Consider the following 23,208-nt stretch of genomic DNA (forward strand, 5'->3'; position numbering starts at 1 on the left):
AATTTAGACTCCAATCTAGAATTTTTTAAAGTTCTTGGAGCAGCTCCAAAAACTCTAATTGAATTCACTAAAATTATCGGAGATTTATTGATGAATTGGAATCCACTGTTTTATCTGACGCTTACCAGAGAAGCTTATTTCAGATCCCCTGAAAACAAAAAAGTTGTATAATTATTCTAAAGAATCGGAGGACTTTTATGGTAGTCTTAAGAAATCTAAAAAGAAAGGATAATATTGTTGAATATGATTACTTTCCAGAAGATGCTGGTGATCGCGGCCATGTTGTTTATGACATAGATAAAAAAGAGGTAATATCTAAAAAATTAGCTAAACGGGATACTGTGTATGATGGCTATACTAGATATTTCTTTTATTCGGTTCTTTGTTTAGAACGAGCTATTGAAACAAAAGACTATGTTAATGGTGGCTTTAAAGAAGAATATATAGCCATGTGGTCCTAAGGGTGATTAACTATGTCTGAGAGCATCAAACTGATCTATAGAGTACTCAATATCTTAGAGAAATCCATGGATTATTCAGAGATTGACGTTGATAGATTAAGTCCAGAAGCACTAAGGGCAAACTTAAATCGAAGAAATGCAATTTTGGAGATGCTACTTAAAAAAGGATATATCAGTTTTCAGAGGGGCTTATTTCAGACCCTCTGAAAGCCTAGTGAAGACATGAAAAAAATGGTACTTAACGCACCCCAAAGATCTGTAATAGCTCTTCACAATCATGCATCTAGCTCGGTGCCTAGTATGGCGGATATTAAGTCCGCCAGAAAGTATAAATACGGACTTATAATATGTCATAATGGTAGAATTTTTAAATATACAGTATCTCCTGATTTTAATTCTAGAGTGTCCGATGATTGCGATTTTTTATTTGCAAATTTAGAAAAATATCTTTATGATGCAAGCGGAAAAGATATGACAATTCTTATTAATGAGAAGCTATATATGTTAAAGAAAAAAGGCATTGATTTTGAGGTGTTAAAATGATTACATTAGAAAGCATTACAAAAAAATTAGGGTTCGATCCATCAAATGAAAAAGAAGCAAGAGAGTATTTGCATAAGCATTGTCCTATGTCTACTGATGCAAATCCTAGCCCCTGGAAAAAATTAGATCTTGATGAATTTGATTGGCTGAAAAAGCATCATATGGTTGATTGGATTGGAAAATAAAGTAAGAAAATACCCAAGTTCGTAAAGTTTTCAGAGGGGCTTATTTCAGACCCCCTGAAAGCGGCAATATGATGTTGCTCCATTACTCTCAATTATATTAGCGACATTGCAAAACACATTGAACTGGAATTTGTGTGGGGCACAATATCCTATCGACCTGCCTTAGCTTGCTTATATAGCAAAACGCCTTTGATAAGCAATAACAGGAACGTTACTGTTATCGCATACGGCTCTCTCGTCATCGTCAAAAACAAAACAGCAATTATACTGAGTCCTACAGAGATGAATGTAACCGCTTTTTTGTCCTTTTCAAATTTGAAATAGACCATTAGTATTTTCACAATTCCGGTAATCGTCAAGCCGATAAACAATGCCCAAATGATTCTGATTATGAAAGCATTGCCATCTACATACCCAAAGAGATTTACCGAATAAATATGTCCATTGACCGGTTTGGGATACATCGGAAGAAATATCAGCATCAGCGAAAACAAGTCAACAAACCCCAATAACAAATCACATACACGATTGAGATTTGATTTGTTCTCTTTTTCTGCTATGAAAATCAATTGTTCTCCAGATAACAAATCATCAATTGATACAGAAAAATAGCTGGATATTAGCTTTAAGCTGGGTGCCAGGATGATGTTAGAGGTTATGGAAAAATAACAAAATATAGGGTACACGATCAGCCGGGCAGTTTTTAATTGCTCGGCTGATTTTCTGCCAAAACAACACTATCTTCTTTACTCAGAAAGTCATAGAATTTTTCCAACTCATCAATTACCAATTGGCCAATTGAATGTCCTAAGAAATTGCTCTCATTAATATTATGTACGGTTAGAGTGCTGATCAGCTTTTCATTAAAGTTATACATCCGGTTCTTTTTTAAAAACTCTTCTAAGCAAACCTCTCCAAGCCTATCCTTATCACAAAGATGATGAACAGCAAAAGCCACACTCATTTTGAATCGAAGTAATGTTATTTGCTCTATATCTGACATACTTTCCGACAACAAAGAAATATAATGAAGCGAAACAGGATATCTAATATATGGAATACACCCATATTCTACGCATGACACAATAACATCTATCGCTTGTTGTATACATCCAAATACAAGTATAAAGAAATTATACGAGTCTGATTTATTCGCATCAATCATGTATTGTGTCTGTGATGATGCTATTCTAAATCGCTCTTCCAACGGAAGTGTGGAATCATCATCTTCGGAAAACATTATCAATCTTCCAATGTCTTCACGAGCAAAGCGAACAATATCTTCGATACTGTTACACTTTACAAAATAGTCATTTAGACTATTGATTCCATTAAAAAGACTTATGAATGCTTGTTCACCAGCCTTATAGAGTGAATTATGGTCATTTGACTGGTTAAGAAGCCTCAATGGCAATATGAGAATTTCTTCACGAATATTTTCTAACAGCTTCAGATTATCTTCCGCCGTCACTCCAATTTGCTTATACAGAAATTCTGCATCTTTTCCTTCTGGCATTTTGGTTTGCATTGTTGAATATCTGATCAATGGATCATCAAGAACATGCTTTTCTCCAATTATCAAAAAGGGTAAATGCTCATTATCATCAAAATCCATATAGGTTGCGGCCGTAAATACATAACTGTTTTTACCCGGAAACCAAGACTTTAGATATAGTTGTACTTCCTCAATATGACGAAGCCAAAACAGATTGATTTCATCTAACGCTTCCGGAGCATGGTGGCTTTTTAATTTCGGCAACAAAGCTGCGAGTAGTGTCTTATATTCAGATTGGATCAATTGAATTTTATTCAATAATAGGTTTGATTTCAAAATTTACTACCTCATTTAACAACTGTTCTGGGATACCATAAAGCTCGTTCAAAAAAGATATGGTTTTGTTCATAACCATAACACAATCTGGTAAAACTGTTTTCAACCTTGTTTGATCATCAATATCCGGGACACAATGATATTTGTGCGCCGGATTGTTACATTTCAACAGGGAAGATTCACGAATGGCTCCCCACAATCCATGTTCAAAAGAAGAATCGTAGTCATAATATAGGCCATAAAGATTTTTTTCATCAACACTTTCTGCCTTGATCCTTATGTTTTGCTTATCGAAGTATTTGGTGTCCATATCAATGAATTCTTCATCTTTGAATTCATTAACTAACGCTTCGACAAATTTTTCATCAAAGTGCGATTCGTCTGAAACGCCACTTTCTCTATGCCTTGCTAAAACCAACTTATACAAGCCAATGCCGTACAGCTGGTAATCACGCCATATATTATCGTGAGACGTTTCGTTTTTAACGAGATATTTCATCATAATATAGTCTTCTATCAGGACACGTACACAACTTCTACCCGAGATAGAATTAAACAATTGATGCTCATAAATCTCTTTTAGCCGCTTATACGAATATGTAGCAATGCCAAGTAAAACACTCATTTTTTCGTCAAGCGGATTAGTTGTTATAAATAATTCTGAAAGATACGCAAAAACTTCATACAGTTTTTCCATATATGCAGTAATATTTCTTTTTTCCTCTGGAAATTCAATAGCAAATACACTGCAATCTGTCATTTCGCTTACACACCTCCAAAATTCCTTTAAATATATAGAGTCAACTTTCTCAAAAGTCAAAATCATCATCTCAAGAGAACGTACCGAGGGACGAGCCATTCGCATTATTTCATCAGTGTGTTGAGATGTTGGATAAACAGCCAACAAATCCACCTGCTCTTTTAGAAGATGCACTTTTCCCGAAAGCAAATTGAAATAGAGGGCCACAAACCTAATATCAGTTGATTCATCGGATTGATGATCCATTATGTCACGCATTGTTTGAATTAGCGATTCGCACCTATCCTCAACGCTCTGATCGGAACAGTAAAAACACTCAGCAAAAATAGGTGCCTTGCTTGCCGTAAGGAAAATAGTTAATGGTACAAGTGCTTCTTTAGCCCCGATGTCAATGATGTAATCAAAAAATCTCTTTTGAATATCTATGTTAAGTTTTAGTATCTGAGACAATCGTGCGGTATATAGATTGGGAGCCAATTTATGTAATGTAGAAATAATTCCATAAGACTTTTTCAGTCCTTCATCTCGTCCGTAATATTTCAAAATTAAGCCAATCCAAAGATACTCTGGCATACGACCATAGGTCCATGACTTCTCGTCTTCAAGTTCATGCATCAATGGCAATGTATTTATTGGAGCTATAAATTTTCCCTTTTTAAAGGTATGCTCAGATAATTTGCTATGTCTCATTGCCTTTTACCTTTCATCTTGACTGCTACCGATTTTTACATCGGTTGTCCTAAAAATTAGCGGAAGCACCTCAAAGAAAAGCGCTACCCCTTCCGGTCTGAAATCCAGCTGAATCTCCCAGAATTCAACGCCTGCCTTCGCAGCATTCCTGAAGGTTTGTGACACCTCCTCATAGTGCGTTGACCTCAGACATTCCTTCTTTTCTGTTATACGATACTGGAAAACCTGCAGAAAAACAGCCTTCTCATGATCCTTAAGTGATCCAGCAAGATCGTTAAGGTGCTTTACCATCCTGTCAGTTGATGAAAACGGCTTGGCACGAGTCAACGAAATAGATAATCATTCCCTGCGCCTGTTCACATAAACGCGGTCAGGAACATATCCATTGCCTCGTTATCTATTCCTGTACTACCGTTCCGTTCCTGACTGCATTGGCAAAGGCTAAGATGCTTTCTGATTTCATGATAGCAAGTCCTTGTCTTTCATCGCCAAGTACCACCAACTGATCTCCAGGTGAAATCTCAAATATCTTTCTTGCTTTAGCAGGAATCACAATCTGCCCTTTATCACCTACAGTTACCATTCCGAAGAGATGTTTCCCTTTTGGTGGAAGCGGCATACCCATGCTATCCTCCGATTTATAATTGGCCAGATCATCAAGCGACACTTCAAATATTTCCGCAAGTTTTTTACACTTGTCCAAATCAGGAACAGTTTCTCCGGTTTCCCACTTTGCTACAGACTGCCGGGAAACGCCAACTATATCAGCTATATCTTCCTGCGTCATGTTTTTCATTTTTCTAAGTGTTATCAGATTGTCATGAAACATCGTTTTTTCTCTCTTTCTTTATTCCGAGCACCGCCCATCTGAAGAATGGTATTCTGGAGATTACGGCATTCAAGGCATATGCCACCACAAAGCCTGCAATCAAGCTGATAATATAAATCATAGTTGTCGGAAGATTACCTGGTTTTCCAAGAAGCAGGGCTGTTGTTGATATCCCAAGGTAATGAAATACATATAACCCAAAATTGTTTTTACTCATCCATATCGTAAAAGCGTTTTGCTTATCAGCACACTTTGCTGCACCGCTAAGAATCGCCATGCTTGCCAACCATCCGAAAACTGTAAACAGGATCGATCTGTTGATAGGGGCTTCCGCATAGTTGTCACCAAAGTACATGATGCAGAAGGCTGTTCCAACACCTACACCAAGAACAAGCAGCAATACAAAATATTTTTTCAGTGTCGCAATTACCTCATCATGTGAAAACACAAAGTAGCCAAGCAAGAAAGCAGCTCCGTAATATCCAAACCGATAAACCACAACAACCGGCGTGTTAAGAATCTGCGCTACTCCCCATATTACAAGAGCCATCAAAAATATCGCTATGAGGTTAGCCTTTCCACCCAATTTCCACAGCCTGTCCTTATCTATTTTTCTGACGAGAAGAAGAACCATCGAAAATAGCCAAAGCAGCTGTATGTACCACAGAACTCCCGTTCCGCTTAACACCATAATGAAATACTTGATTACGGCAGGTACTTCGTGCATGGAATCAAAAGCGTCGCTTATTGACATGCTGACATATCCCTGGATGAACTGAAACGCAAATAGTCCTACGGTAGAGGGAATAAGCAGCTTCCTTGTCCTGTTTTTCGCAAATTCCTTTGCGGTGTGACTGTCCAGATAATATCTGGAGCATATTCCCGATACAAGGAATAACAGAAGCATAAACCATGGATAGACCGCATATAGGAAAATGTCATAATACTGCATATCAAGAGAAGTAATCTTTCCAACTCCTCCGAGAATGCCTTCGCCATTATACATGTAAATCACATGATAAATGACAACCAAAACTACAGTTACCCATCTGATATTGTCTAAGTAGTATTTTCTCATGTATTTCTCACCTTTGCAATTTATTTTAACATTATTTTAATTGCAAGGCATACCCATGTCTATCAACCAAACCGAACATATATATCTCTGAAATGTTAAAACTGGTTGCGAAATCTAAAATTTCTTCAGCACAAAGCTCACCTCCCACAACCTCCCTTAGCTTGTATCCCTGACCAGCTTCACTTGATATCCGTCAATATATTTCCGCAGATATTCTTGATGCCGTTCAACATGGCATTGAACGCATCACTCCGCTGCCGCCGCTTTCTTTCTCTTCATCAATAAACTCATAGTCTCGACCAACCCCAAATAGTAAAATCGTTGACTCGTTTTCTGAAATAGTAAAATCGTAGCCACGCCACTGCTCCTGACCAGTTCCCTCAGACATAAAAAGAGGGCTTCCATCACACCGAGCACGTTCTGCTCCCGGTGACGGAAACCCCAGTAAATCAGGCTTTTTCAGCCCTTTTTCTTCAAGAATGTGTTAGTAGACAGACGGTCTCGATGTGCCTGGAGACACCGATATGAATGTCGGGGCTCCGTCTGAAATTGTCCGTTATTTTGATTCCAACTAAAATTATCGACCAGATTACAGGCTTATTCTATCACAAAGGGAACGCCACTGCCTCCAGATACAAACCCTTTAGCACCTCAATAAATTCATTCACTCCGTCTCTCGCATCATTCTTATGTGTGCACAAAACACAGGAAAAACTTTCTCTGCAGTCGAACGGTGTCCAAGCAAACTGCCCACTATGATCAGTTTTCAGAGGGGCTTATTTCAGGACCCCTGAAAACCAAAAGTATTATCATATTTGATCGTGATATGTATCATGTTCAATTCCTTTCTTGTACTAAAAAAGCACGATATCAATCGTGCTTCCTTGCTTTGCTTTTTTTGTACTGTTCCGGGAATGTATAATAGTTATATTTGTCCATAGCATTCTTTAAGTCGTTCGGACAATCCTTTGTAGGAATATACATTTCTCCAATTTCATGAGTATAAAATTCATCGTGACCAACAAATTTCATATAATTGCGATCAATCCTCATAATTTAACACCTGCCTCATCAATAATATACTTCACAAAGTTTGAATTCGTACCGTTTTCAGAGGGGCTTATTTCAGGACCCCTGAAAACCATAATTTCTATTGCATTTTGAACTGTTGTATATTTATTATCGATTTTACATTCCATATATAAAGTTTCCATCAATATTTTTCTTTCTTCTCTCGTTAATCGTATCTGATTGGATTGAATGCGTGTGCTATTTAAATCAACAAAAGCTCGAAACGGTTCAATCATATCATCTACATGATTAAGTGCATTCAATGAACTTTCGTGATGAATTCCTTTTGATAGTAAAAAGCCATGAGCAGCCAGAGATTTTGCCACACAACCTCGAACTATAGAATAGCCATAATTCAATCGACTATTCACTGCGCTTTCACATCTTCTATTCAATCCAGGATAATAATATTGAAAATACTTATGAGCTGCCAAAGCTTCTACATTTTCTCTATCTCCATAATGAATTTGTTTTGAATAGGAAACAATCTCCTGGACACCTGTTTTCTCTAATAATCGCAAAACACTGGCTTGATTGTATATTTTGCAGGAAATAATCTGATTCCAAAGGATATTTCGTTTCCTTTTTGATAGTAGCAACTGTTTTTCCATTGTTATGGATTGTCTTGAATTGTTGATAAAAGAAAGGGTCATCGTACTTGGTAAATATTTTTGATTTAACGTTAAGAAGAGAACATGATTCTCTGCCAATATGGAAAGGTCATTGGTTGATAATCGGATATTCTGTCCCTGCGCAATTATTATGGACAGTTCATGAATCGGAACAAAGAAAATTTGATCTTCTTGTATAATTTTTAATTGGTAATTCTGGATATGTAGTTCACAAGGATTCGTTATTTCAAGTATTCGCTGGTGCATAAAAAATTATATATGTATCCTATAACCTACATATAAGTTTGCTACCTTTTTTATTTATATCATGAAACAAGAGATCTATTTATTCAATGGTAAACGCCTATTTTAACACATATTTTATTTAGTCTGACGCTATAAAAGAGACGGCATAGTCCACATTGAATCGTGTTTCTATCCATGTCTTTGATAATGGAATCATATTCTGGCTGATATCATTAACTCGATTGCATAAACAATCATCAGGTGGAATAGGTAGAGATGTTATCTTTTTCTGAGATACGCCCTCTCCTTTATGAACAGATAATATAAAATCGGAAACATTTTGACCAATACGTAGTCAGAAAGTTGCAGTTCTTTTTTCATTTATTATGACTGTTACAAAGATGTTTCTTTGAAAATAAAGTAATGTTCTGCAGTACATATCATCTTTCCATGCAACTGTTTCTGTTTATTCGTAGATGCAGACGTTTGATTTGATTCTGCGTTTTTCATCACGATGAAAATTTGTTTGAATGCTCATTTACCATTACATGCAAACGGAATCATCCCAATTTTCATCAACCATTTCTCCCTTCTTAGATTTCCTTAAGAGAAACAGGGTAAGCCCGACTAAAGTAACAAGGGACGGCAAAATGCTTAGGATAGAGGTTCTGCATTCATGTTCCCACACCATTTTGTCCTGAGTCCCGATTTATACGATGCATCCCAAATGCTAGTGCCGATAGAGTGAGCACTACCCAGATGGTCTTGGCACTCTTTTTTCAAAAGCATTCTGAAAAGCGTTCAGCACCACATCTCAAAACAAGATTTCCTCAAAAATACCAGTCAGCACATAAGTAATAATTGTGGATACAAGCTGTACAGTATAAGAAAAATACCCAGGATCAGCTCGGATTCCACTAAGTACCAACTGGGCAATCGCAATAGTTATAATGGACAAACCAATGAAAAAATCATGTACAAAACTTTTCCCATCCGGGGTTGCCAAAATTACGACAATAAGGAGGACAAGCCGAAAAGCTTCCCTAGAATTTCCTACAGATTTCCGGTAATGTTTGCGTGCTTATCAATTTTCAACATAATAAAATCGCTATGACCAAAATTCCAAATAAAAAATATTGATGGGCCTTTTCTACTTCTATATACATGAAGTTTCCTTTCTGCACAACGTGTTAGATATTTAGAAAGTACGATTATTATCGTTGCCATTGAATTTAAATAAAATCATTCCTATTGGGTGTTTCTGTAAACCTTTTAACCAAATAACGAAAAGTTTATGATCCGTTCTCCTGTACTGAGGCATGAGCACCTTCTCTTCCACTTTCAAATAAACGTATTTCAGAGGCCTTAAAAGTATTGTACCCTCTGAAAACACTCAGCATGTCCTTCATTTTTATATCCACTGAGTCTATATCTATTTGCTACTTTTCTTATAAATAGCATGAAACAAGAGTTTGTTATATTCAATGTCATAAAAAAAGTTAGAAAATCATCATACAGACTTCCTAACTTTCTTATCTTTTCCTGTTGTCACAAAAAGAATACCGCCACTGACAAATAATAAAGCGACCCATGTGGTCCATGCAAAGGCCTGAGCATATTCATGTAATAAGAAGGCAGAAATAAATACGCCTAAAACAGGAATCAAACTGTTAAAAATACTGATCGTGCTGACGGGATTTGACTGCAATAAAAGGCTCCATAATGTATAGGCAAGAGCCGATAAACATGCCAAATAAAGCAGCACAAGCCAGCCACTTATTGGGCCATGGGGAAAATGACCACCTTGTAACAATCCCATGCCTATAAGCAATAAACCACCCACTAAAAATTGTGAACCACTCAATTGCACAGGATCTTCTTTTTGGGTAAAGCGATTGATCAAACAAGAGGAAATGGCGGCACTGACCTGAGACAATAAGACCAAGATCGTTCCGAGTTCCAATCCGAAGGAGAAGTGATTCATGACCAGGATCCCAAAAAAGCCACATATGACACCAATCAATTTATTGCTTGTCATCTTTTCCGTTCGAAACACATAACACGCAAATAATAAAGAGAATAAAGCACCGGTTCCATTCACGATTGCGGCTCGTACACCACTGGTATGTGCCAATCCCAGATAGTAAAAAATATATTGAGCACCTGTCTGAAAAATGGCCAACCACAATATGGAAGGAATATGTACCCGCCATTTTTTATGGGGATGTAAAAGTCGATCCACCAATAAGACCAAGATGCCGGCTAATGCAAATCGTGATCCTGCAAAAACCAAAATAGAAGCGGTATCTTGTGGATCCATCGCAAATAAAGCATATCCCTTTTTAATGAATGGACCGGCTGATCCCCACAAAGAACAACAAAAAATGGCAATCAAAGTCACAAACCAAGACTTCTTCCAAATCGTCATTTCATGGCCTCTTTCTTTTCTTCCAATTCCATCCAACGTTCGGTTGCGGCTTCTAGCTTCTTATCCAGTTCATCTCGTTGTTTTGATAAAGGTTGCAACTTTAAATAATCCGTTCCTGCTTCTTGCATCCATTGATCCAATTCCTTGATTTTATTTTCATAGGTTTCCATCAAAGCCGGCAATTGTTCCAATTCCTTTTTCTCGGCATACGGCATCGTCTTGCGCTTTGGTATTGTTCCTCTTTTTATTGTTTCTTTTTTGATGGGTTGGAGCTTTGCTTTATAATCCGAATAACCACCCAAATACATCTTCCATGTATGATCTTTTTGATAAACAAAGACTGAATCACAAACACGATCTAAAAAATAACGATCATGACTCACCGTAATGATGGCGCCACTAAAGGCATCCAAATAATCTTCCAATACTTCCAATGTCATGATATCTAGATCATTGGTTGGTTCATCCAACAATAAAATATTAGGTGCCTGCATCAATACCCGACACAAATACAATCGTCTTCTTTCACCACCGGATAATCGTGCCAATGGCATATAGTGCATCTTCTTGTCAAAAAGAAACCGTTCCATCATCTGTGAAGCCGTTAATGATTCTTTTCCATAAGAGATCACATGGGCTACTTCTTCAATATAATCAATGGCACGCATAGAAAGATCCACTTGATCATCCCCTTGACGAAAATAACCAATACGTACGGTCTGCCCATATGAAATCGACCCTTGCGTGGGTTGTAAATCTTGATCAAGAATATTTAAAAAAGTGCTCTTTCCACATCCATTGGGACCAATGATACCAATGCGATCATTTCGCTTTAAGCGATACGAAAAATCATGAAATAACTCGTGTTGACCATATTGAAAGCCCATATGCTCCCATTCAATAGTTTCTTTACCCAAACGAGAAGAGACCGATGTCAGTTGCAAGTTTTTTTCATTGATCATAAACCGTTCTTTTCGCAAATCCTCAAAACGATGCAACCGTGCTTGTTGCTTGGTGGATCGTGCTTGTACACCTGCACGCACCCACGCCAATTCTTTTTTATACAATTGATAAGCTTTATGTGCCTGTGCTTGCTCTCGTTCTTTTCGTTGGGCTTTCGCCTCTAAAAAGGCTTCATAATTGCCCGAATATGTATAGAAACGTCCTTGATCGATTTCCACAATCTTGGTGCATACAGACTCTAAAAAATAACGATCATGCGTGACCATAAACAATGCACAACGCAAATGTTGCAGATAGTTCTCTAACCATTCCACCATATCTTCATCCAAATGATTGGTTGGTTCATCCAACAATAAGACATCACAAGGTTGCAACAAAACAATGGCCAACGCCAATCGCTTTTTTTGTCCACCCGATAAAGTTTCGATCTTTAAAGAAAAATCACTGAAACCCAATTTGGTTAAAATGGATTTCACTTCAAAATCCTCTTTGTCTTTGCGATATTGATGAATTTCATCCCAAATGGACTCTTGTTGAAAGACAGGATTTTGCGGCAAATACGCAATTTTAAGTCCCTTCTTACAAAGAATCTCGCCCCGATCTTGACCCGATTGCGTAGCTAAGATCTTTAATAATGTGCTCTTTCCTGTACCATTGGTACCAACCAACGCCACTTTATCCTGATTTTCTAAAGTTAGATCGACATCCGTAAACAAGGTGCGATCATTAATGGTCTTTTTCAGACCATGAACACTGATCCATACCATAAATACCTCCACTTAAAAAAAGTGAAGTAGAAAGATCTACTTCACCAATTCAACGATGGCCATTGGCGCTGCATCGCCACGACGAATTCTCGTTTTGACAACGCGTGTGTATCCACCATTACGATCTGCATACGCAGGTCCAATTTCGTTAAACAATTTTTGTAAAGCGGTTGTTCCATTGTCATCCACTTCGACATCGCGAACATAAGCTGCGGCTCTACGACGAGCAGCCAAATCATTTTGTTTCGCTAATGTGATCAAGTGATCCATGACAGCAGATAATTCTTTCGCTTTCATTTCTGTCGTTTCTAATTGTTCTGCTTCGATCAAAGAAGTAGCCATGTTGCGCAACAAAGCCTTACGATGATCCGCAGTACGACCCAATTTACGATTCTGCATCGTGATCCTCCTTATTCATACGATTTAAAGAACAAACCAAGCTGGTACATTTTGTCCTTTACTTCTTTTAATGACTTTTTACCTAAATTCTTGACATGCATCATTTCATCTTCTGTTTTTTGTGTCAATTCATCTACTGTCTGAATGCCAGCTCGTTTCAAACAGTTATAGGAGCGAACCGATAAATCTAAGTCCTCGATCATCATCGTATTGACTTTCGTTGTTTCTTCTTCGACTGGTTCTTGTACTAAGAAGCTCTCTTCCAATTCTAGATCAGCCACAGGAAGGATTGCATCCAAATAATCAATCACAATTCCAGCTGCTTCACTGATCGCATCCAATGGTGTGATCGATCCATCGGTCGTTACGGAAATATGAACTTTATCATACTTTTTATCAAAACCAATACGAGCTGGTTCTGATAAATAATCAGCTTTTTCAATCGGTGTAAACTTCACATCCAAAGGATGATACGTTTCTGGCAACTCATAATCGAATTGAATTTCTTGTGCGCTTTTATATCCAGTTCCCTTCGCAATTAAGATATCCATTTCCAAATGGGAACCTTTTTCTAAATTACAGATGATTTGTTCCGGATCAACAATGGATACACCTTCTGGACAAATCAAATCTGCACTTTGGACCAGCGCAGGCCCTTGTTTTGAAATATGCAACGTGACGGGACCGTCAACTTCACTTGTTAATTTGATAGATTTTAAATTCAAACCCACCATGGTCGTATCTTCCGATACACCTTCAATGGTCAAAGCATTGGCATCGGTTCCCTGCACCTGGAAACCAATCACACGACAACCAGGCAAATCCGACATCATCGCACTGCAAATCGTGTGGCCAATCGTTGTTCCAAAGCCTCTTTCTAATGGTTCAAAAATATAGGAACCAGAAGTATTTTCATCATTACAAGACTCTAGATGAAAAATGGCTCTTTCAAATTCCTGCATTCTAGTCCTCCTTTACTATCCACGAGGTCGTTTTGGTGGACGACATCCATTGTGTGGAATTGGTGTAACATCATTGATCATCTTGATCTCAAGTCCAGCAACTTGCAATGCTCGCACAGCCGCTTCTCGTCCTGGACCTGGTCCTTTGATCTCTACACTCACCGTCTTCATACCATGATCAGCTGCTGCTTTACCAGCGGCTTCACCAGCCAACTGAGCAGCATATGGTGTGCTCTTGCGGCTGCCTTTGAATCCTAAGGCTCCTGCACTGGACCATGATACCGCATTTCCTTGTTCATCTGTGATCGTTACGATCGTGTTATTGAAAGTTGAGTGGATATGTGCAACTCCACGCGCAACATTCTTTTTTGCACGACGTTTTGCTTTGGTTTTCTTCTGTGCCATACTCTACGCAACCTCCCTATTTCTTCTTGTTTGCCACTGTCTTGGCTTTTCCTTTACGCGTACGCGCATTGGTCTTTGTTCTCTGTCCTCGTACAGGCAATCCTTTTCTATGTCGGATACCACGATAACAACCAATCTCCATCAATCGTTTGATGTTCAATTGAACTTCGCGTCGAAGATCTCCTTCGACTTTAATGTTGTCGATTTCTTTACGAATCGCATTCATCTGCTCATCGCTCAGATCTTTTACACGAATATCTTCACTGACTTTTGCGTTTTCCAATACTTTCTTCGCTGTACTGTTTCCAATGCCATAAATATAGGTCAATGAAACAACGACGCGCTTATTGTTTGGAATATCTACACCTGCAATACGTGCCATTTCTTCCTCCTGTTAGTTTCCTTGTCTCTGTTTGTGCTTAGGGTTCTCACAGATTACCATGACTCTTCCCTTACGTCGAATGACTCGACATTTATCGCACATTGGTTTTACGGATGGTCTTACTTTCATATAAATAACCTCCTACTTTCTTCTAAATGTAATACGCCCACGTGTTAAATCATAGGGTGAAATTTCTACGGTTACACGATCACCTGGTAAAATGCGAATGTGGTGCATACGGATTTTACCAGAAACGTGAGCCATGATTTCGTGTCCGTTTTCCAATTTCACTTTAAAAGCCGCACTTGGTAAAGTATCTACAACGATACCATCTAATTCGATCACATCTTGTTTAGCCATGAACCTTGACTCCTCCTTTTCTGATGAAATGATAGGCATAAAAAGCCAATTACCATTATACTAAACTTTAAACACCTTGCCAAGTAAAAAAAAACAGGCCAAGCCTGTTTCAAACCCTTGGTGACCTGTAGGCGATTCGAACGCCTGACCCTTTGATTAAAAGTCAAATGCTCTACCAGCTGAGCTAACAGGTCAAAAAAAAAGTGGTGCCGACTAAAGGAATTGAACCCTCAACCTACTGATTACAAGTCAGTTGCTCTACCAATTGAGCTAAGTCGGCAAAAAAAATGGAGCAGGTGATGAGAATCGAACTCACGTAGTCAGCTTGGAAGGCTGAAGTTCTACCATTGAACTACACCTGCATAAAAAAATGGTGACCCGTAGGCGATTCGAACGCCTGACCCTTTGATTAAAAGTCAAATGCTCTACCAGCTGAGCTAACGGGTCACGATGGTGCCGACTAAAGGAATTGAACCCTCAACCTACTGATTACAAGTCAGTTGCTCTACCAATTGAGCTAAGTCGGCAAATATCAAATGGTGGAGGTTAACGGGCTCGAACCGCTGACCCTCTGCTTGTAAGGCAGATGCTCTCCCAACTGAGCTAAACCTCCAAATGGAGCAGGTGATGAGAATCGAACTCACGTAGTCAGCTTGGAAGGCTGAAGTTCTACCATTGAACTACACCTGCATAAAAAAGTGGCTGGGGTAGCTGGATTCGAACCAACGAGTGCAGGAGTCAAAGTCCTGTGCCTTACCGCTTGGCTATACCCCAATAAATGGTGGAGGAGGACAGATTCGAACTGTCGAACCCGAAGGAACTGAGTTACAGTCAGCCGCGTTTAGCCACTTCGCTACCCCTCCAAAACTATTTAAATGGTGGAGGTTAACGGGCTCGAACCGCTGACCCTCTGCTTGTAAGGCAGATGCTCTCCCAACTGAGCTAAACCTCCGTCATTGCTTGGCGCTTTTATATATTACCAAGAGACGTACTCTTTGTCAAATCATTTTCTGTACTTTTTTTAATAATTCTTGATATCGTTTTTTCAAAGCACAAGTACAAGCCGAACGCATTGCCTTTTCGTTTACCCGATGATTGATGTGTACCACATTTTGATCTTGCATGACCACGATCGTACCTTGAATGCATTCTCTTGGTTTTCCATAAATACTTTTGATACGAATGGCACCAAAACGACGACACAGACTCAGGTCCACATCCGAATGCATTTGAAAATAAGGAATGGAATACAACACCGTATCGGATGGTGAAACAATATAAGCGGGCACCCCCATTTCTTCCAACAAAGGCTGCCATTCCATACAAAGACGCAATGCACGCACACTTTTCGGCTTATCCAATGCATCCAATACAAATATCATATACGTTCCTTGTGTATGTCTCAGTAATTCTTTCATTTGTAAATGTATTGTAGCATTCTTTTTTCAATAGTAAAATAGATGTATGGAATACATTGGATTAGATATTGGTACCCACACCATACGTTACATCAAAGAAAATACTATTTTATTTGATCAAGCGTCCCTATTGGCTTTTGATACCAATAAAAAAACAATTGCGATTGGCACCGAAGCTAGTCAACTGCGCGGTACACGACATGTCCGTAACTATCGCCGTCTATCTGAACTTTATAGCTATTTGGATGAAATCTTTAATCGCTATGAAAGTTTTCGTTTGTTTCACAAAACAACTGTCTTCTTTACCACTCCTTCTACCTTTGATAAAAAACAATGTGAAAAAATACGTCATCATATTCTCGAACAAGGTGCGACACAAGTTATCTATGATAAAGAACTTTGGTGTGCAGCCATTGGCGCCAAACTGCAAATTAACACATCCATCTCCGCATGTATGTTATATATGGGACATGCCTCTTGTGATATTGCCTGTTTTTCAAATGGCATCATTCAAAAAGAAAGTCATTCACCATATGGTGGTGCCCAAATTCTACAAACTTTCTATCGATGGATCCAAAAAAAATACAATCTTCAAGTCAGTCAACCCTTTATCGAACAGATATTGTTCCAATTTGGTCAAAGTCGTGAACCCATCCTGATCCACGGCACCGATATACGAACCCAACAAAATCGCAGCATTTCCATTTCTCAAGATCAAATTGGTCAAATTTTATCACGCATCGTGTACACATGGAGCCAATGGATCTATACCTTCTTGACCACTTTATCCAATCAACAACAAGGTGACCTGGCAAAACGAGGCATTGTCTGTTGCGGTGGTCTCATGGAAATTCCTCAAATCGATACCATTTTACGTCAACAACTTCATATTCCCTTTTTTATCAGTCCCAATCCGCAATATACCATTGCTTATGGCATCATGACCATCTTAGACCGTTTAAAAGAAGAAGATGAACAAAAAAAATAGAAGCTATCGATTTTCGATAACTTCTACTTTTACTACATTATCTGGTTCAAGATCATATGTAACTTTCGCAAATTCCTCTAAGTGATTTTCCAACATATCATGGACCATTGAATAAACAGCTTCTTTATCTTCATCACTCTTGCATTTATACTCAATCGTTGTATCAATTCGCTTTGGAAGATTTGCATGTTTCAATTCTTTTAAAATATGTGACATTGCCCTAACCTCTGTTCTCAGTCTATGATAAAAGTCCCTTTTTGTCAAACCTCATAATATGCCAATAAATCCGCTGGCTTCAATGCCGCTTTTTCCTTGGCATTAAAATCCTTACGAATCCTACCATCATGAAAAACCAATAAACGATTGCCATTTTCCAATGCATCTTTCATATTGTGCGTGATCATTAAAGCCGTAATATGCTCTTCCTTGATCAAAGCATTCGTTATCTCCAAAATTTTCTTAGCACTATTGGGATCCAATGCCGCAGTATGTTCATCCAGCAACAAGACTTCCGGTGGATTTAAGACCGCCATCATTAAAGCAACCGCCTGGCGCTGTCCGCCCGACAACAAACCAATGGGCGTTTTCATGCGATCTTCCAAACCCATATGTAAGGTTTTTAATTTCTCTGCAAAGAAAGCACGATCCTGTTTATTGACAGCAATCGAAAACAAACCACGATTGGAACGAGAATAAGCCAATGCCAAATTTTCTTCCACACTCAAATGACTCGCCGTCCCCATGGAAGGATCCTGAAATAATCGACCAATATTTCGAGCACGCACATGCTCTTTTTCATGGGTGATATCTTTACCACCCAAAATGATCTTACCCTCACTAACGGATAATTTTCCAGCAATGACATTAAAGAAAGTAGATTTACCTGCTCCATTGCTTCCTAAGATCGTAATAAAATCACCATCATTGACATCTACGCTGACATGCGACAACGCTTTCTTTTCTAATGAAGTTCCTTGATTAAACGTAACCGATACATCTTGTAGACTAAGCATTTTCTGGCCCCTTTCTTTTACGTAAATATGGAATCGAAATGGTAATGGCAACTAAGATAGCAGAAATCAAGTTCATGTCGCCAGATGGAACACCAAACTGCAAAGCCAACGTATATAAGAACCGATAAATACAAGCCCCTAAAATTGCTGCAAACAAACCAAAACCAATGGTATGTTTTTGTAAGATGGCTTCACCAACAATGATACCAGCTAAACCAATGACCATCATTCCGGTACCACCAGTCACATCCGCAAAATGATTGTATTGCGCAAACAAAGCACCCGATAAAGCAACCAATCCATTGGATAACGCAAAACCAATGATCTTCATCGTATCCGCATTGATCGAACTGGAACGAACCATCGCTTCATTGTTTCCCGTAGCGCGAATGGCCAGTCCCAAATTGGTCTTAAAAAACCAATACAGCAAGAAACCAATCAAGGCAACGATTGGGATCAATGCCAACAAAGGCTGATCGATCTTATCGAAAATAGTTGCATTGGCCGGATCTAAAGAAATCAAAGGCATATTGGGTAGATTGCCCATGATACGCAAATTGATGGAATACAACCCAGTCATTGTAATGATACCCGCTAATAAAGGCTGAATATGCATCTTGGTCTGCAACAAGGCCGTAATGATCCCACAAACGCATCCTGCCAAAAAAGCCGCAAATAAACCAATCATCGGTGCTCCTGCCATCGTCATGATGGCTACTGTCGCTGCACCCGTTGAAAAAGACCCATCCACGGTCAGATCGGGAATATCTAAGATACGAAACGATATATATACACCCAAAGATAATACCGATAAAACCAATCCCAATTCAATTGCTTTTAATATAACTGCACTTGACATATTTTCTCCCCTCTATCCTACGATTTGTAGCTTCTTATTCTGCGCAACGGAATCCGGCAAAGTGATACCCAATTGTTTTAACGTCTTTTTATTCACATAAATAAATAAATCCTTTTTATAGACTTTTACCGGAATATCACCCGCTTTTTTGCCCTTAAGGATCGCATCGACCATATCGGCGGTTTCTTTTCCCAATTGGGCATAGTCAATCCCGACCGTGGCCAATCCTCCATCTTTTACCATTGAATCGGCACCAACATAATAAGGAATTCCTGCATCCGTAGCCGTCTTGGAAAGAGAAGGCATGGCACTAGCCACCGTATTGTCATTGGGTGATAAAAGCACATCCACCTTTTGACACAAAACCGAAGCCGATGTCTCTAATTCGGTGATGTCTTTTCCGGTTCCTTCAATCAAGGTCAATCCATGACTGGCACAATACGACTTTGCCTTTTTTAAGTTTGCCACACTATTGGTTTCTGAAGCATTGTACAAAAAACCAACCGTTTTCATATTTGGCGTTAGCGTCTTGGCTAATTCCAAGATTTGATCGATCTGTACCTCATCACTTGTCCCTGTGATATTTCCACCTGGATGTTTTAGATTGGAAACCAATTGAGCCCCAATCGGATCGGAAACAGCAGAAAATACCACCGGGATATTTTTCGATACACGCGCGGCCATTTGTGCGGTTGGTGTCGCAATGGCCACGATCACATCACTTTGTTTATCTTCAAATTGATTCACGATCGAATTCAAATTGGCCACTTGACCCGAAGCATCGGCATAATTCAATTCAATGTTCTTGCCATCGACATAGCCCAATCGCTTCATTTCTTTTTTGAAATTATCACGAATCAAATTGAGTGATGGATGCGAAACCAATTGAGCAACCGATACGACCGGTTTATCATGTGCCATGGATTGACAACCACTCAAAGATAAGCTCAATGCCAATATGGCAGCTAATATTTTCTTCATACACACCCTTCTCTCTAATAAAAAAGCCTGTATGTAAAAACATACAGGACAAAATACAAATTCTGCGGTACCACCTGAATTGATATCATTCGATATCCACTCATCCATTTAACGCATGGCACGTCTTGGCTACTCTATTCACCTCGCCCTCGGAAGTCCATTTGCGAAATTGTTACCATCTGGCTTGCACCATCCCAGACTCGCTTCGGCACATCTTTTCGTTTGATCTCTTCTTCAACGGTTTGTTTTATCATACCGGATGGTTAAGCGAAAATCAACCCAACATCATCCGATCATTCGCAAATTCATCGCCATGTGCTTCGGCAAATTTTTTCAACAAATCATTCACTGATAATTTTTGTTTCTCTGCACCACGCACATCATAGATGATCTTACCTTCATGCATCATGATCAAACGATTGCCAATCGCAATCGCATCCTTCATATTATGCGTGATCATCAATGTCGTTAAATGTTGGGATTCGACAATTTCGACCGTTAGATCCAATACCTTCTTTGCGGTACGAGGATCCAAAGCCGCCGTATGCTCATCCAGCAACAACAATTTTGGCTCAATCAAAGTGGCCATCAATAAAGTCAAAGCTTGTCTTTGGCCACCCGACAACAAGCCCACTTTACTGGTCAGACGATCTTCCAGACCGAGACCCAGTCGTTTCAATTCTTCTTTAAACTGACTTTCTTCCTCTTTGGTCACGCCCCATTTTAAAGAACGTGATTTACCACGACGATTGGCCATCGCCAAGTTTTCCAGAATGCTCATATTCGAAGCTGTTCCCATCATTGGATCTTGGAAGACACGACCAATCAAAGACGCTCGTTTGTATTCTGGTGCCAAAGAAATATCTTTTCCGGCCACATAGATATGACCACAATCAATCGGATATACTCCCGCAACCATGTTCAACATCGTGGATTTTCCGGCACCATTGCCACCAATGACCGTCGCAAAATCACCAGGTTCTAAATGTAAGTTGAGATCATTCAATGCTTTTTTTTCATTGATGGTTCCCATATTGAACGTTTTAGAGACATGTTCGATCCTAAGCATGATCACCCATCTCCTTTCCGGTCAATTTTTTATACATGGCCAATTGTTTTCGATGATCTAAGATCACCGGAACAGTCAAAGCAATACCAACTAAGATGGCTGTAAATAATTTCAGATCATCCGTTGATAAACCCAGCTGTAAAACGATGGCCACAATGATACGATAAATGATCGAACCAACCACGATTGACAACAAAGCCACAAAGAAATTTCCTTTACCACGAAAGATCACTTCACCAATGACGATCGAAGCCAATCCAATCACAATGGCACCAATACCCTGCTTGACATCCGCATATCCTTGCGATTGCGTGACCAAAGCACCAGACAAGGCAACCAACCCATTGGAAAGCATCAAACCAAGTAGCTTCGTTGTATTGGTATTGACACCAAGGGCACGAACCATATGTTCATTATTTCCTGTCGCACGAATGGCCGACCCCATTTCCGTTCCAAAAAACCAATACAACAATAAAGAAACAACCAAAACAAAAATGACACCAATGATCAAGACTGACCAAGAAGATAAAATATGGGTCCAATTGTGGAAAATCTTAAACATGGTCGGACTTGCCAATAACGGCAAGTTCGAACGAGACATGATTCGCAAGTTAATGGAATATAGTCCAATTTGCGTCAAGATACCAGCCAAGATAGCCGGAATTTGACATTTTGTATGAAGTAGACCCGTAATACCACCAGCAATCAAGCCAGAAATAAATGCGCATAAAACAGCAATCAATGGATCTACACCATGTAGGATGGCAACCGCACAAACAGCACCACCTGTCGCAAAGGAACCATCCACACTTAAATCGGCAATATCCAACAAACGAAAGGTGATATATACACCCAATGCCATGACACCCCAAAGCACACCTTGACTAATGGCACCTTGTATAGCTAGTAGTATATTCATGCATTATTCTCCTATATCTGTCGCATCTTTATACTCATCGGGAATGGTGATTCCCAATTGATTCGCAACTTTACGATTGATGTACAATTGTAGATCATCCTTCGATTGATATTGGATCTTCATTGTCGCAGGATCTGCACCATTTAAGATCTTCACAGCCATCTTACCGGCTTGTTCCCCTAATTTTTCATAATCAATCGAATACGTTGCCAATCCACCACCTTCACACATATTGGATTCACCAACAATGCAAGGTAAATTATTTTCATTTGTCACCGAAGTCACACTCGAAATACTTTCTGCCAACATATTATCGGTAGGAATATATACCGCATCAACCTTACCAACCATCGATTCAGCTACTTGCTGGATCTGATTTGTTTCACTGACCGTGAAATCTTGCGATTCCATTCCTGCCTTTTCAATCGCTTTACGCGCTAATTTTGCCTGCACGATCGAGTTATCTTCACTCGAACAATACATGATTCCAACCTTTTTGGCATTGGGAACCAATTTCTGCAACAGTTCAATTTGTTCTTCAACCGGATTCAAATCACTCGTACCCGTTACATTTTCACCTGGTTTTTTATTGGATTGGACCAACCCAGCCGCTTTTGGATCGGTAACCGCCGAGATCACGATTGGAATATCATCGGTTTTTCCTTTTGCCGCCTGTGCTGCCGGTGTCGCAATCGCATAAATCAAATCATCCCCATCATTCACAAACTTATTGGCAATGGTCTCGCAATTCGATTGGTCATTTTGCGCATTCTTGAAATCAATCTGACTCTTTTTATACCCAGCCTTTTTCAATTGTTTGACAAAACCATCATACGCTTTATCCAAAGCTGGATGCTCAGTGTACTGAATCACACCAATCTTCACGTCACTCTTGTCTTTCGTTGCGGTTCCACTGCTACAAGCAGTCATGGAAAGGCCCAATGCAATCGCAAGGGCAATTTTGCTTATTTTTTTCATTTCCCTTCTCCT

28 protein-coding genes, 10 tRNA genes and 1 other annotated feature are annotated in these 23,208 nt (G+C 39.2%); of the genes, 4 read left to right on the top strand and 34 right to left on the bottom strand.

Features of this window, described 5'->3' with window-relative positions; translation table 11 throughout:
* Positions 1-197 precede the first annotated feature (197 nt).
* The 3 genes from MOZ64_RS07940 to MOZ64_RS07950 all read left to right on the top strand — a co-directional run bounded on the left by MOZ64_RS07940 (position 198) and on the right by MOZ64_RS07950 (position 1,189).
* The gene (locus MOZ64_RS07940) at positions 198-461 is read left to right on the top strand and encodes a hypothetical protein (protein WP_320326042.1); all 264 of its coding nucleotides are present in this window, start codon (positions 198-200) and stop codon (positions 459-461) included.
* Positions 462-683: 222 nt separating this feature from the next.
* The gene (locus MOZ64_RS07945) at positions 684-1,004 is read left to right on the top strand and encodes a hypothetical protein (RefSeq protein WP_320326043.1); all 321 of its coding nucleotides are present in this window, start codon (positions 684-686) and stop codon (positions 1,002-1,004) included.
* Positions 1,001-1,189 (top strand): hypothetical protein, encoded by a 189-nt coding sequence (locus tag MOZ64_RS07950; RefSeq protein WP_320326044.1) that lies wholly within the window; start codon positions 1,001-1,003, stop codon positions 1,187-1,189. Before MOZ64_RS07945 ends, MOZ64_RS07950 begins: the two co-directional genes overlap by 4 nt.
* A gap of 149 nt (positions 1,190-1,338) precedes the next feature.
* Here the strand turns inward: MOZ64_RS07950 and MOZ64_RS07955 are convergent, their stop codons facing one another.
* The 27 genes from MOZ64_RS07955 to MOZ64_RS08080 all read right to left on the bottom strand — a co-directional run bounded on the left by MOZ64_RS07955 (position 1,339) and on the right by MOZ64_RS08080 (position 16,353).
* Positions 1,339-1,758, bottom strand: coding sequence for a hypothetical protein (locus tag MOZ64_RS07955; protein WP_320326045.1), 420 nt, complete (start codon positions 1,756-1,758; stop codon positions 1,339-1,341).
* Between the two features lie 134 nt (positions 1,759-1,892).
* Positions 1,893-3,020 (bottom strand): hypothetical protein, encoded by a 1,128-nt coding sequence (locus MOZ64_RS07960; RefSeq protein ID WP_320326046.1) that lies wholly within the window; start codon positions 3,018-3,020, stop codon positions 1,893-1,895.
* The gene (locus MOZ64_RS07965) at positions 2,995-4,470 is read right to left on the bottom strand and encodes a DUF5677 domain-containing protein (protein WP_320326047.1); all 1,476 of its coding nucleotides are present in this window, start codon (positions 4,468-4,470) and stop codon (positions 2,995-2,997) included. The genes MOZ64_RS07960 and MOZ64_RS07965 overlap by 26 nt, the downstream gene beginning before the upstream one ends.
* Before the next feature lie 6 nt (positions 4,471-4,476).
* Positions 4,477-4,797 carry a DNA/RNA nuclease SfsA gene (locus tag MOZ64_RS11625; RefSeq protein WP_370659470.1) on the bottom strand — a complete coding sequence of 107 codons (321 nt, stop codon included), beginning with the start codon at positions 4,795-4,797 and terminating at the stop codon, positions 4,477-4,479.
* 70 nt (positions 4,798-4,867) lie between these two features.
* Positions 4,868-5,299 carry a helix-turn-helix domain-containing protein gene (locus MOZ64_RS07970; protein ID WP_108774996.1) on the bottom strand — a complete coding sequence of 144 codons (432 nt, stop codon included), beginning with the start codon at positions 5,297-5,299 and terminating at the stop codon, positions 4,868-4,870.
* Positions 5,289-6,377: an acyltransferase family protein gene (locus MOZ64_RS07975; protein WP_320326048.1), complete on the bottom strand. Its 1,089-nt coding sequence runs from the start codon at positions 6,375-6,377 to the stop codon at positions 5,289-5,291. The genes MOZ64_RS07970 and MOZ64_RS07975 overlap by 11 nt, the downstream gene beginning before the upstream one ends.
* Before the next feature lie 226 nt (positions 6,378-6,603).
* Positions 6,604-6,765, bottom strand: a complete 162-nt coding sequence (locus MOZ64_RS07980) for a hypothetical protein (RefSeq protein WP_167836292.1) — start codon at positions 6,763-6,765, stop codon at positions 6,604-6,606.
* 661 nt (positions 6,766-7,426) lie between these two features.
* Positions 7,427-8,326, bottom strand: coding sequence for a type II CRISPR-associated endonuclease Cas1 (cas1, locus tag MOZ64_RS07985; RefSeq protein ID WP_320326049.1), 900 nt, complete (start codon positions 8,324-8,326; stop codon positions 7,427-7,429).
* A 1,489-nt stretch (positions 8,327-9,815) separates the two neighbouring features.
* A complete protein-coding gene (locus tag MOZ64_RS07990) occupies positions 9,816-10,733 on the bottom strand; it encodes a DMT family transporter (protein WP_320326050.1) in 918 nt (305 codons plus the stop codon).
* Entirely contained in the window at positions 10,730-12,463 is a 1,734-nt protein-coding gene (locus MOZ64_RS07995) for an ABC-F family ATP-binding cassette domain-containing protein (protein WP_320326051.1), read from the bottom strand. Before MOZ64_RS07995 ends, MOZ64_RS07990 begins: the two co-directional genes overlap by 4 nt.
* Before the next feature lie 36 nt (positions 12,464-12,499).
* Positions 12,500-12,862, bottom strand: coding sequence for a 50S ribosomal protein L17 (gene rplQ, locus MOZ64_RS08000; RefSeq protein WP_320326052.1), 363 nt, complete (start codon positions 12,860-12,862; stop codon positions 12,500-12,502).
* A gap of 11 nt (positions 12,863-12,873) precedes the next feature.
* Positions 12,874-13,824 carry a DNA-directed RNA polymerase subunit alpha gene (locus tag MOZ64_RS08005; protein WP_320326053.1) on the bottom strand — a complete coding sequence of 317 codons (951 nt, stop codon included), beginning with the start codon at positions 13,822-13,824 and terminating at the stop codon, positions 12,874-12,876.
* Positions 13,825-13,839: 15 nt separating this feature from the next.
* Entirely contained in the window at positions 13,840-14,229 is a 390-nt protein-coding gene (rpsK, locus tag MOZ64_RS08010) for a 30S ribosomal protein S11 (RefSeq protein WP_128519440.1), read from the bottom strand.
* Between the two features lie 16 nt (positions 14,230-14,245).
* Positions 14,246-14,611 carry a 30S ribosomal protein S13 gene (rpsM, locus tag MOZ64_RS08015; RefSeq protein ID WP_320326054.1) on the bottom strand — a complete coding sequence of 122 codons (366 nt, stop codon included), beginning with the start codon at positions 14,609-14,611 and terminating at the stop codon, positions 14,246-14,248.
* Positions 14,612-14,623: 12 nt separating this feature from the next.
* On the bottom strand, positions 14,624-14,740 hold the full coding sequence (rpmJ, locus tag MOZ64_RS08020; RefSeq protein ID WP_081637596.1) for a 50S ribosomal protein L36: 117 nt from the start codon (positions 14,738-14,740) through the stop codon (positions 14,624-14,626).
* A gap of 12 nt (positions 14,741-14,752) precedes the next feature.
* The gene (gene infA, locus MOZ64_RS08025; RefSeq protein WP_128519438.1) at positions 14,753-14,971 is read right to left on the bottom strand and encodes a translation initiation factor IF-1; all 219 of its coding nucleotides are present in this window, start codon (positions 14,969-14,971) and stop codon (positions 14,753-14,755) included.
* A 118-nt stretch (positions 14,972-15,089) separates the two neighbouring features.
* Positions 15,090-15,165: transfer RNA gene (locus MOZ64_RS08030), tRNA-Lys, on the bottom strand.
* A 10-nt stretch (positions 15,166-15,175) separates the two neighbouring features.
* A tRNA-Thr gene (locus MOZ64_RS08035) sits at positions 15,176-15,251 on the bottom strand.
* Between the two features lie 8 nt (positions 15,252-15,259).
* Positions 15,260-15,333 (bottom strand) — tRNA-Gly (locus MOZ64_RS08040).
* Between the two features lie 9 nt (positions 15,334-15,342).
* Positions 15,343-15,418: transfer RNA gene (locus MOZ64_RS08045), tRNA-Lys, on the bottom strand.
* A 4-nt stretch (positions 15,419-15,422) separates the two neighbouring features.
* Positions 15,423-15,498 (bottom strand) — tRNA-Thr (locus MOZ64_RS08050).
* Positions 15,499-15,508: 10 nt separating this feature from the next.
* Positions 15,509-15,584, bottom strand: a tRNA-Val gene (locus MOZ64_RS08055).
* Positions 15,585-15,587: 3 nt separating this feature from the next.
* Positions 15,588-15,661 (bottom strand) — tRNA-Gly (locus MOZ64_RS08060).
* A 9-nt stretch (positions 15,662-15,670) separates the two neighbouring features.
* Positions 15,671-15,745: transfer RNA gene (locus MOZ64_RS08065), tRNA-Gln, on the bottom strand.
* Positions 15,746-15,750: 5 nt separating this feature from the next.
* A tRNA-Tyr gene (locus MOZ64_RS08070) sits at positions 15,751-15,834 on the bottom strand.
* A gap of 13 nt (positions 15,835-15,847) precedes the next feature.
* Positions 15,848-15,923: transfer RNA gene (locus MOZ64_RS08075), tRNA-Val, on the bottom strand.
* Between the two features lie 46 nt (positions 15,924-15,969).
* Positions 15,970-16,353 (bottom strand): hypothetical protein, encoded by a 384-nt coding sequence (locus MOZ64_RS08080; protein WP_320326055.1) that lies wholly within the window; start codon positions 16,351-16,353, stop codon positions 15,970-15,972.
* An 82-nt stretch (positions 16,354-16,435) separates the two neighbouring features.
* On the opposite strand from MOZ64_RS08080, the gene MOZ64_RS08085 reads away from it, so the two are divergent.
* Positions 16,436-17,377 (top strand): rod shape-determining protein, encoded by a 942-nt coding sequence (locus MOZ64_RS08085; RefSeq protein WP_320326056.1) that lies wholly within the window; start codon positions 16,436-16,438, stop codon positions 17,375-17,377.
* A 3-nt stretch (positions 17,378-17,380) separates the two neighbouring features.
* Here the strand turns inward: MOZ64_RS08085 and MOZ64_RS08090 are convergent, their stop codons facing one another.
* The 7 genes from MOZ64_RS08090 to MOZ64_RS08120 form a co-directional block, all read right to left on the bottom strand.
* On the bottom strand, positions 17,381-17,593 hold the full coding sequence (locus tag MOZ64_RS08090) for a hypothetical protein (protein WP_277633755.1): 213 nt from the start codon (positions 17,591-17,593) through the stop codon (positions 17,381-17,383).
* A gap of 44 nt (positions 17,594-17,637) precedes the next feature.
* Positions 17,638-18,390 (bottom strand): ABC transporter ATP-binding protein, encoded by a 753-nt coding sequence (locus MOZ64_RS08095; RefSeq protein WP_320326057.1) that lies wholly within the window; start codon positions 18,388-18,390, stop codon positions 17,638-17,640.
* Positions 18,383-19,249 (bottom strand): ABC transporter permease, encoded by an 867-nt coding sequence (locus MOZ64_RS08100; protein ID WP_320326058.1) that lies wholly within the window; start codon positions 19,247-19,249, stop codon positions 18,383-18,385. The genes MOZ64_RS08095 and MOZ64_RS08100 overlap by 8 nt, the downstream gene beginning before the upstream one ends.
* A gap of 12 nt (positions 19,250-19,261) precedes the next feature.
* The gene (locus MOZ64_RS08105; RefSeq protein WP_320326059.1) at positions 19,262-20,230 is read right to left on the bottom strand and encodes an ABC transporter substrate binding protein; all 969 of its coding nucleotides are present in this window, start codon (positions 20,228-20,230) and stop codon (positions 19,262-19,264) included.
* 41 nt (positions 20,231-20,271) lie between these two features.
* Positions 20,272-20,477 (bottom strand) — a binding site (T-box leader).
* A 27-nt stretch (positions 20,478-20,504) separates the two neighbouring features.
* Positions 20,505-21,299: an ABC transporter ATP-binding protein gene (locus MOZ64_RS08110; protein ID WP_320326060.1), complete on the bottom strand. Its 795-nt coding sequence runs from the start codon at positions 21,297-21,299 to the stop codon at positions 20,505-20,507.
* A complete protein-coding gene (locus MOZ64_RS08115) occupies positions 21,292-22,218 on the bottom strand; it encodes an ABC transporter permease (protein ID WP_320326061.1) in 927 nt (308 codons plus the stop codon). The genes MOZ64_RS08110 and MOZ64_RS08115 overlap by 8 nt, the downstream gene beginning before the upstream one ends.
* Positions 22,219-22,221: 3 nt before the next feature.
* Complete coding sequence (locus MOZ64_RS08120) at positions 22,222-23,196, bottom strand: ABC transporter substrate binding protein (protein ID WP_320326062.1); 975 nt, start codon at positions 23,194-23,196, stop codon at positions 22,222-22,224.
* Positions 23,197-23,208 lie beyond the last annotated feature (12 nt).

It is taken from the genome of Absicoccus intestinalis, from assembly GCF_033971885.1.
GTDB classification, from domain to species: domain Bacteria; phylum Bacillota_I; class Bacilli_A; order Erysipelotrichales; family Erysipelotrichaceae; genus Absicoccus; species Absicoccus intestinalis.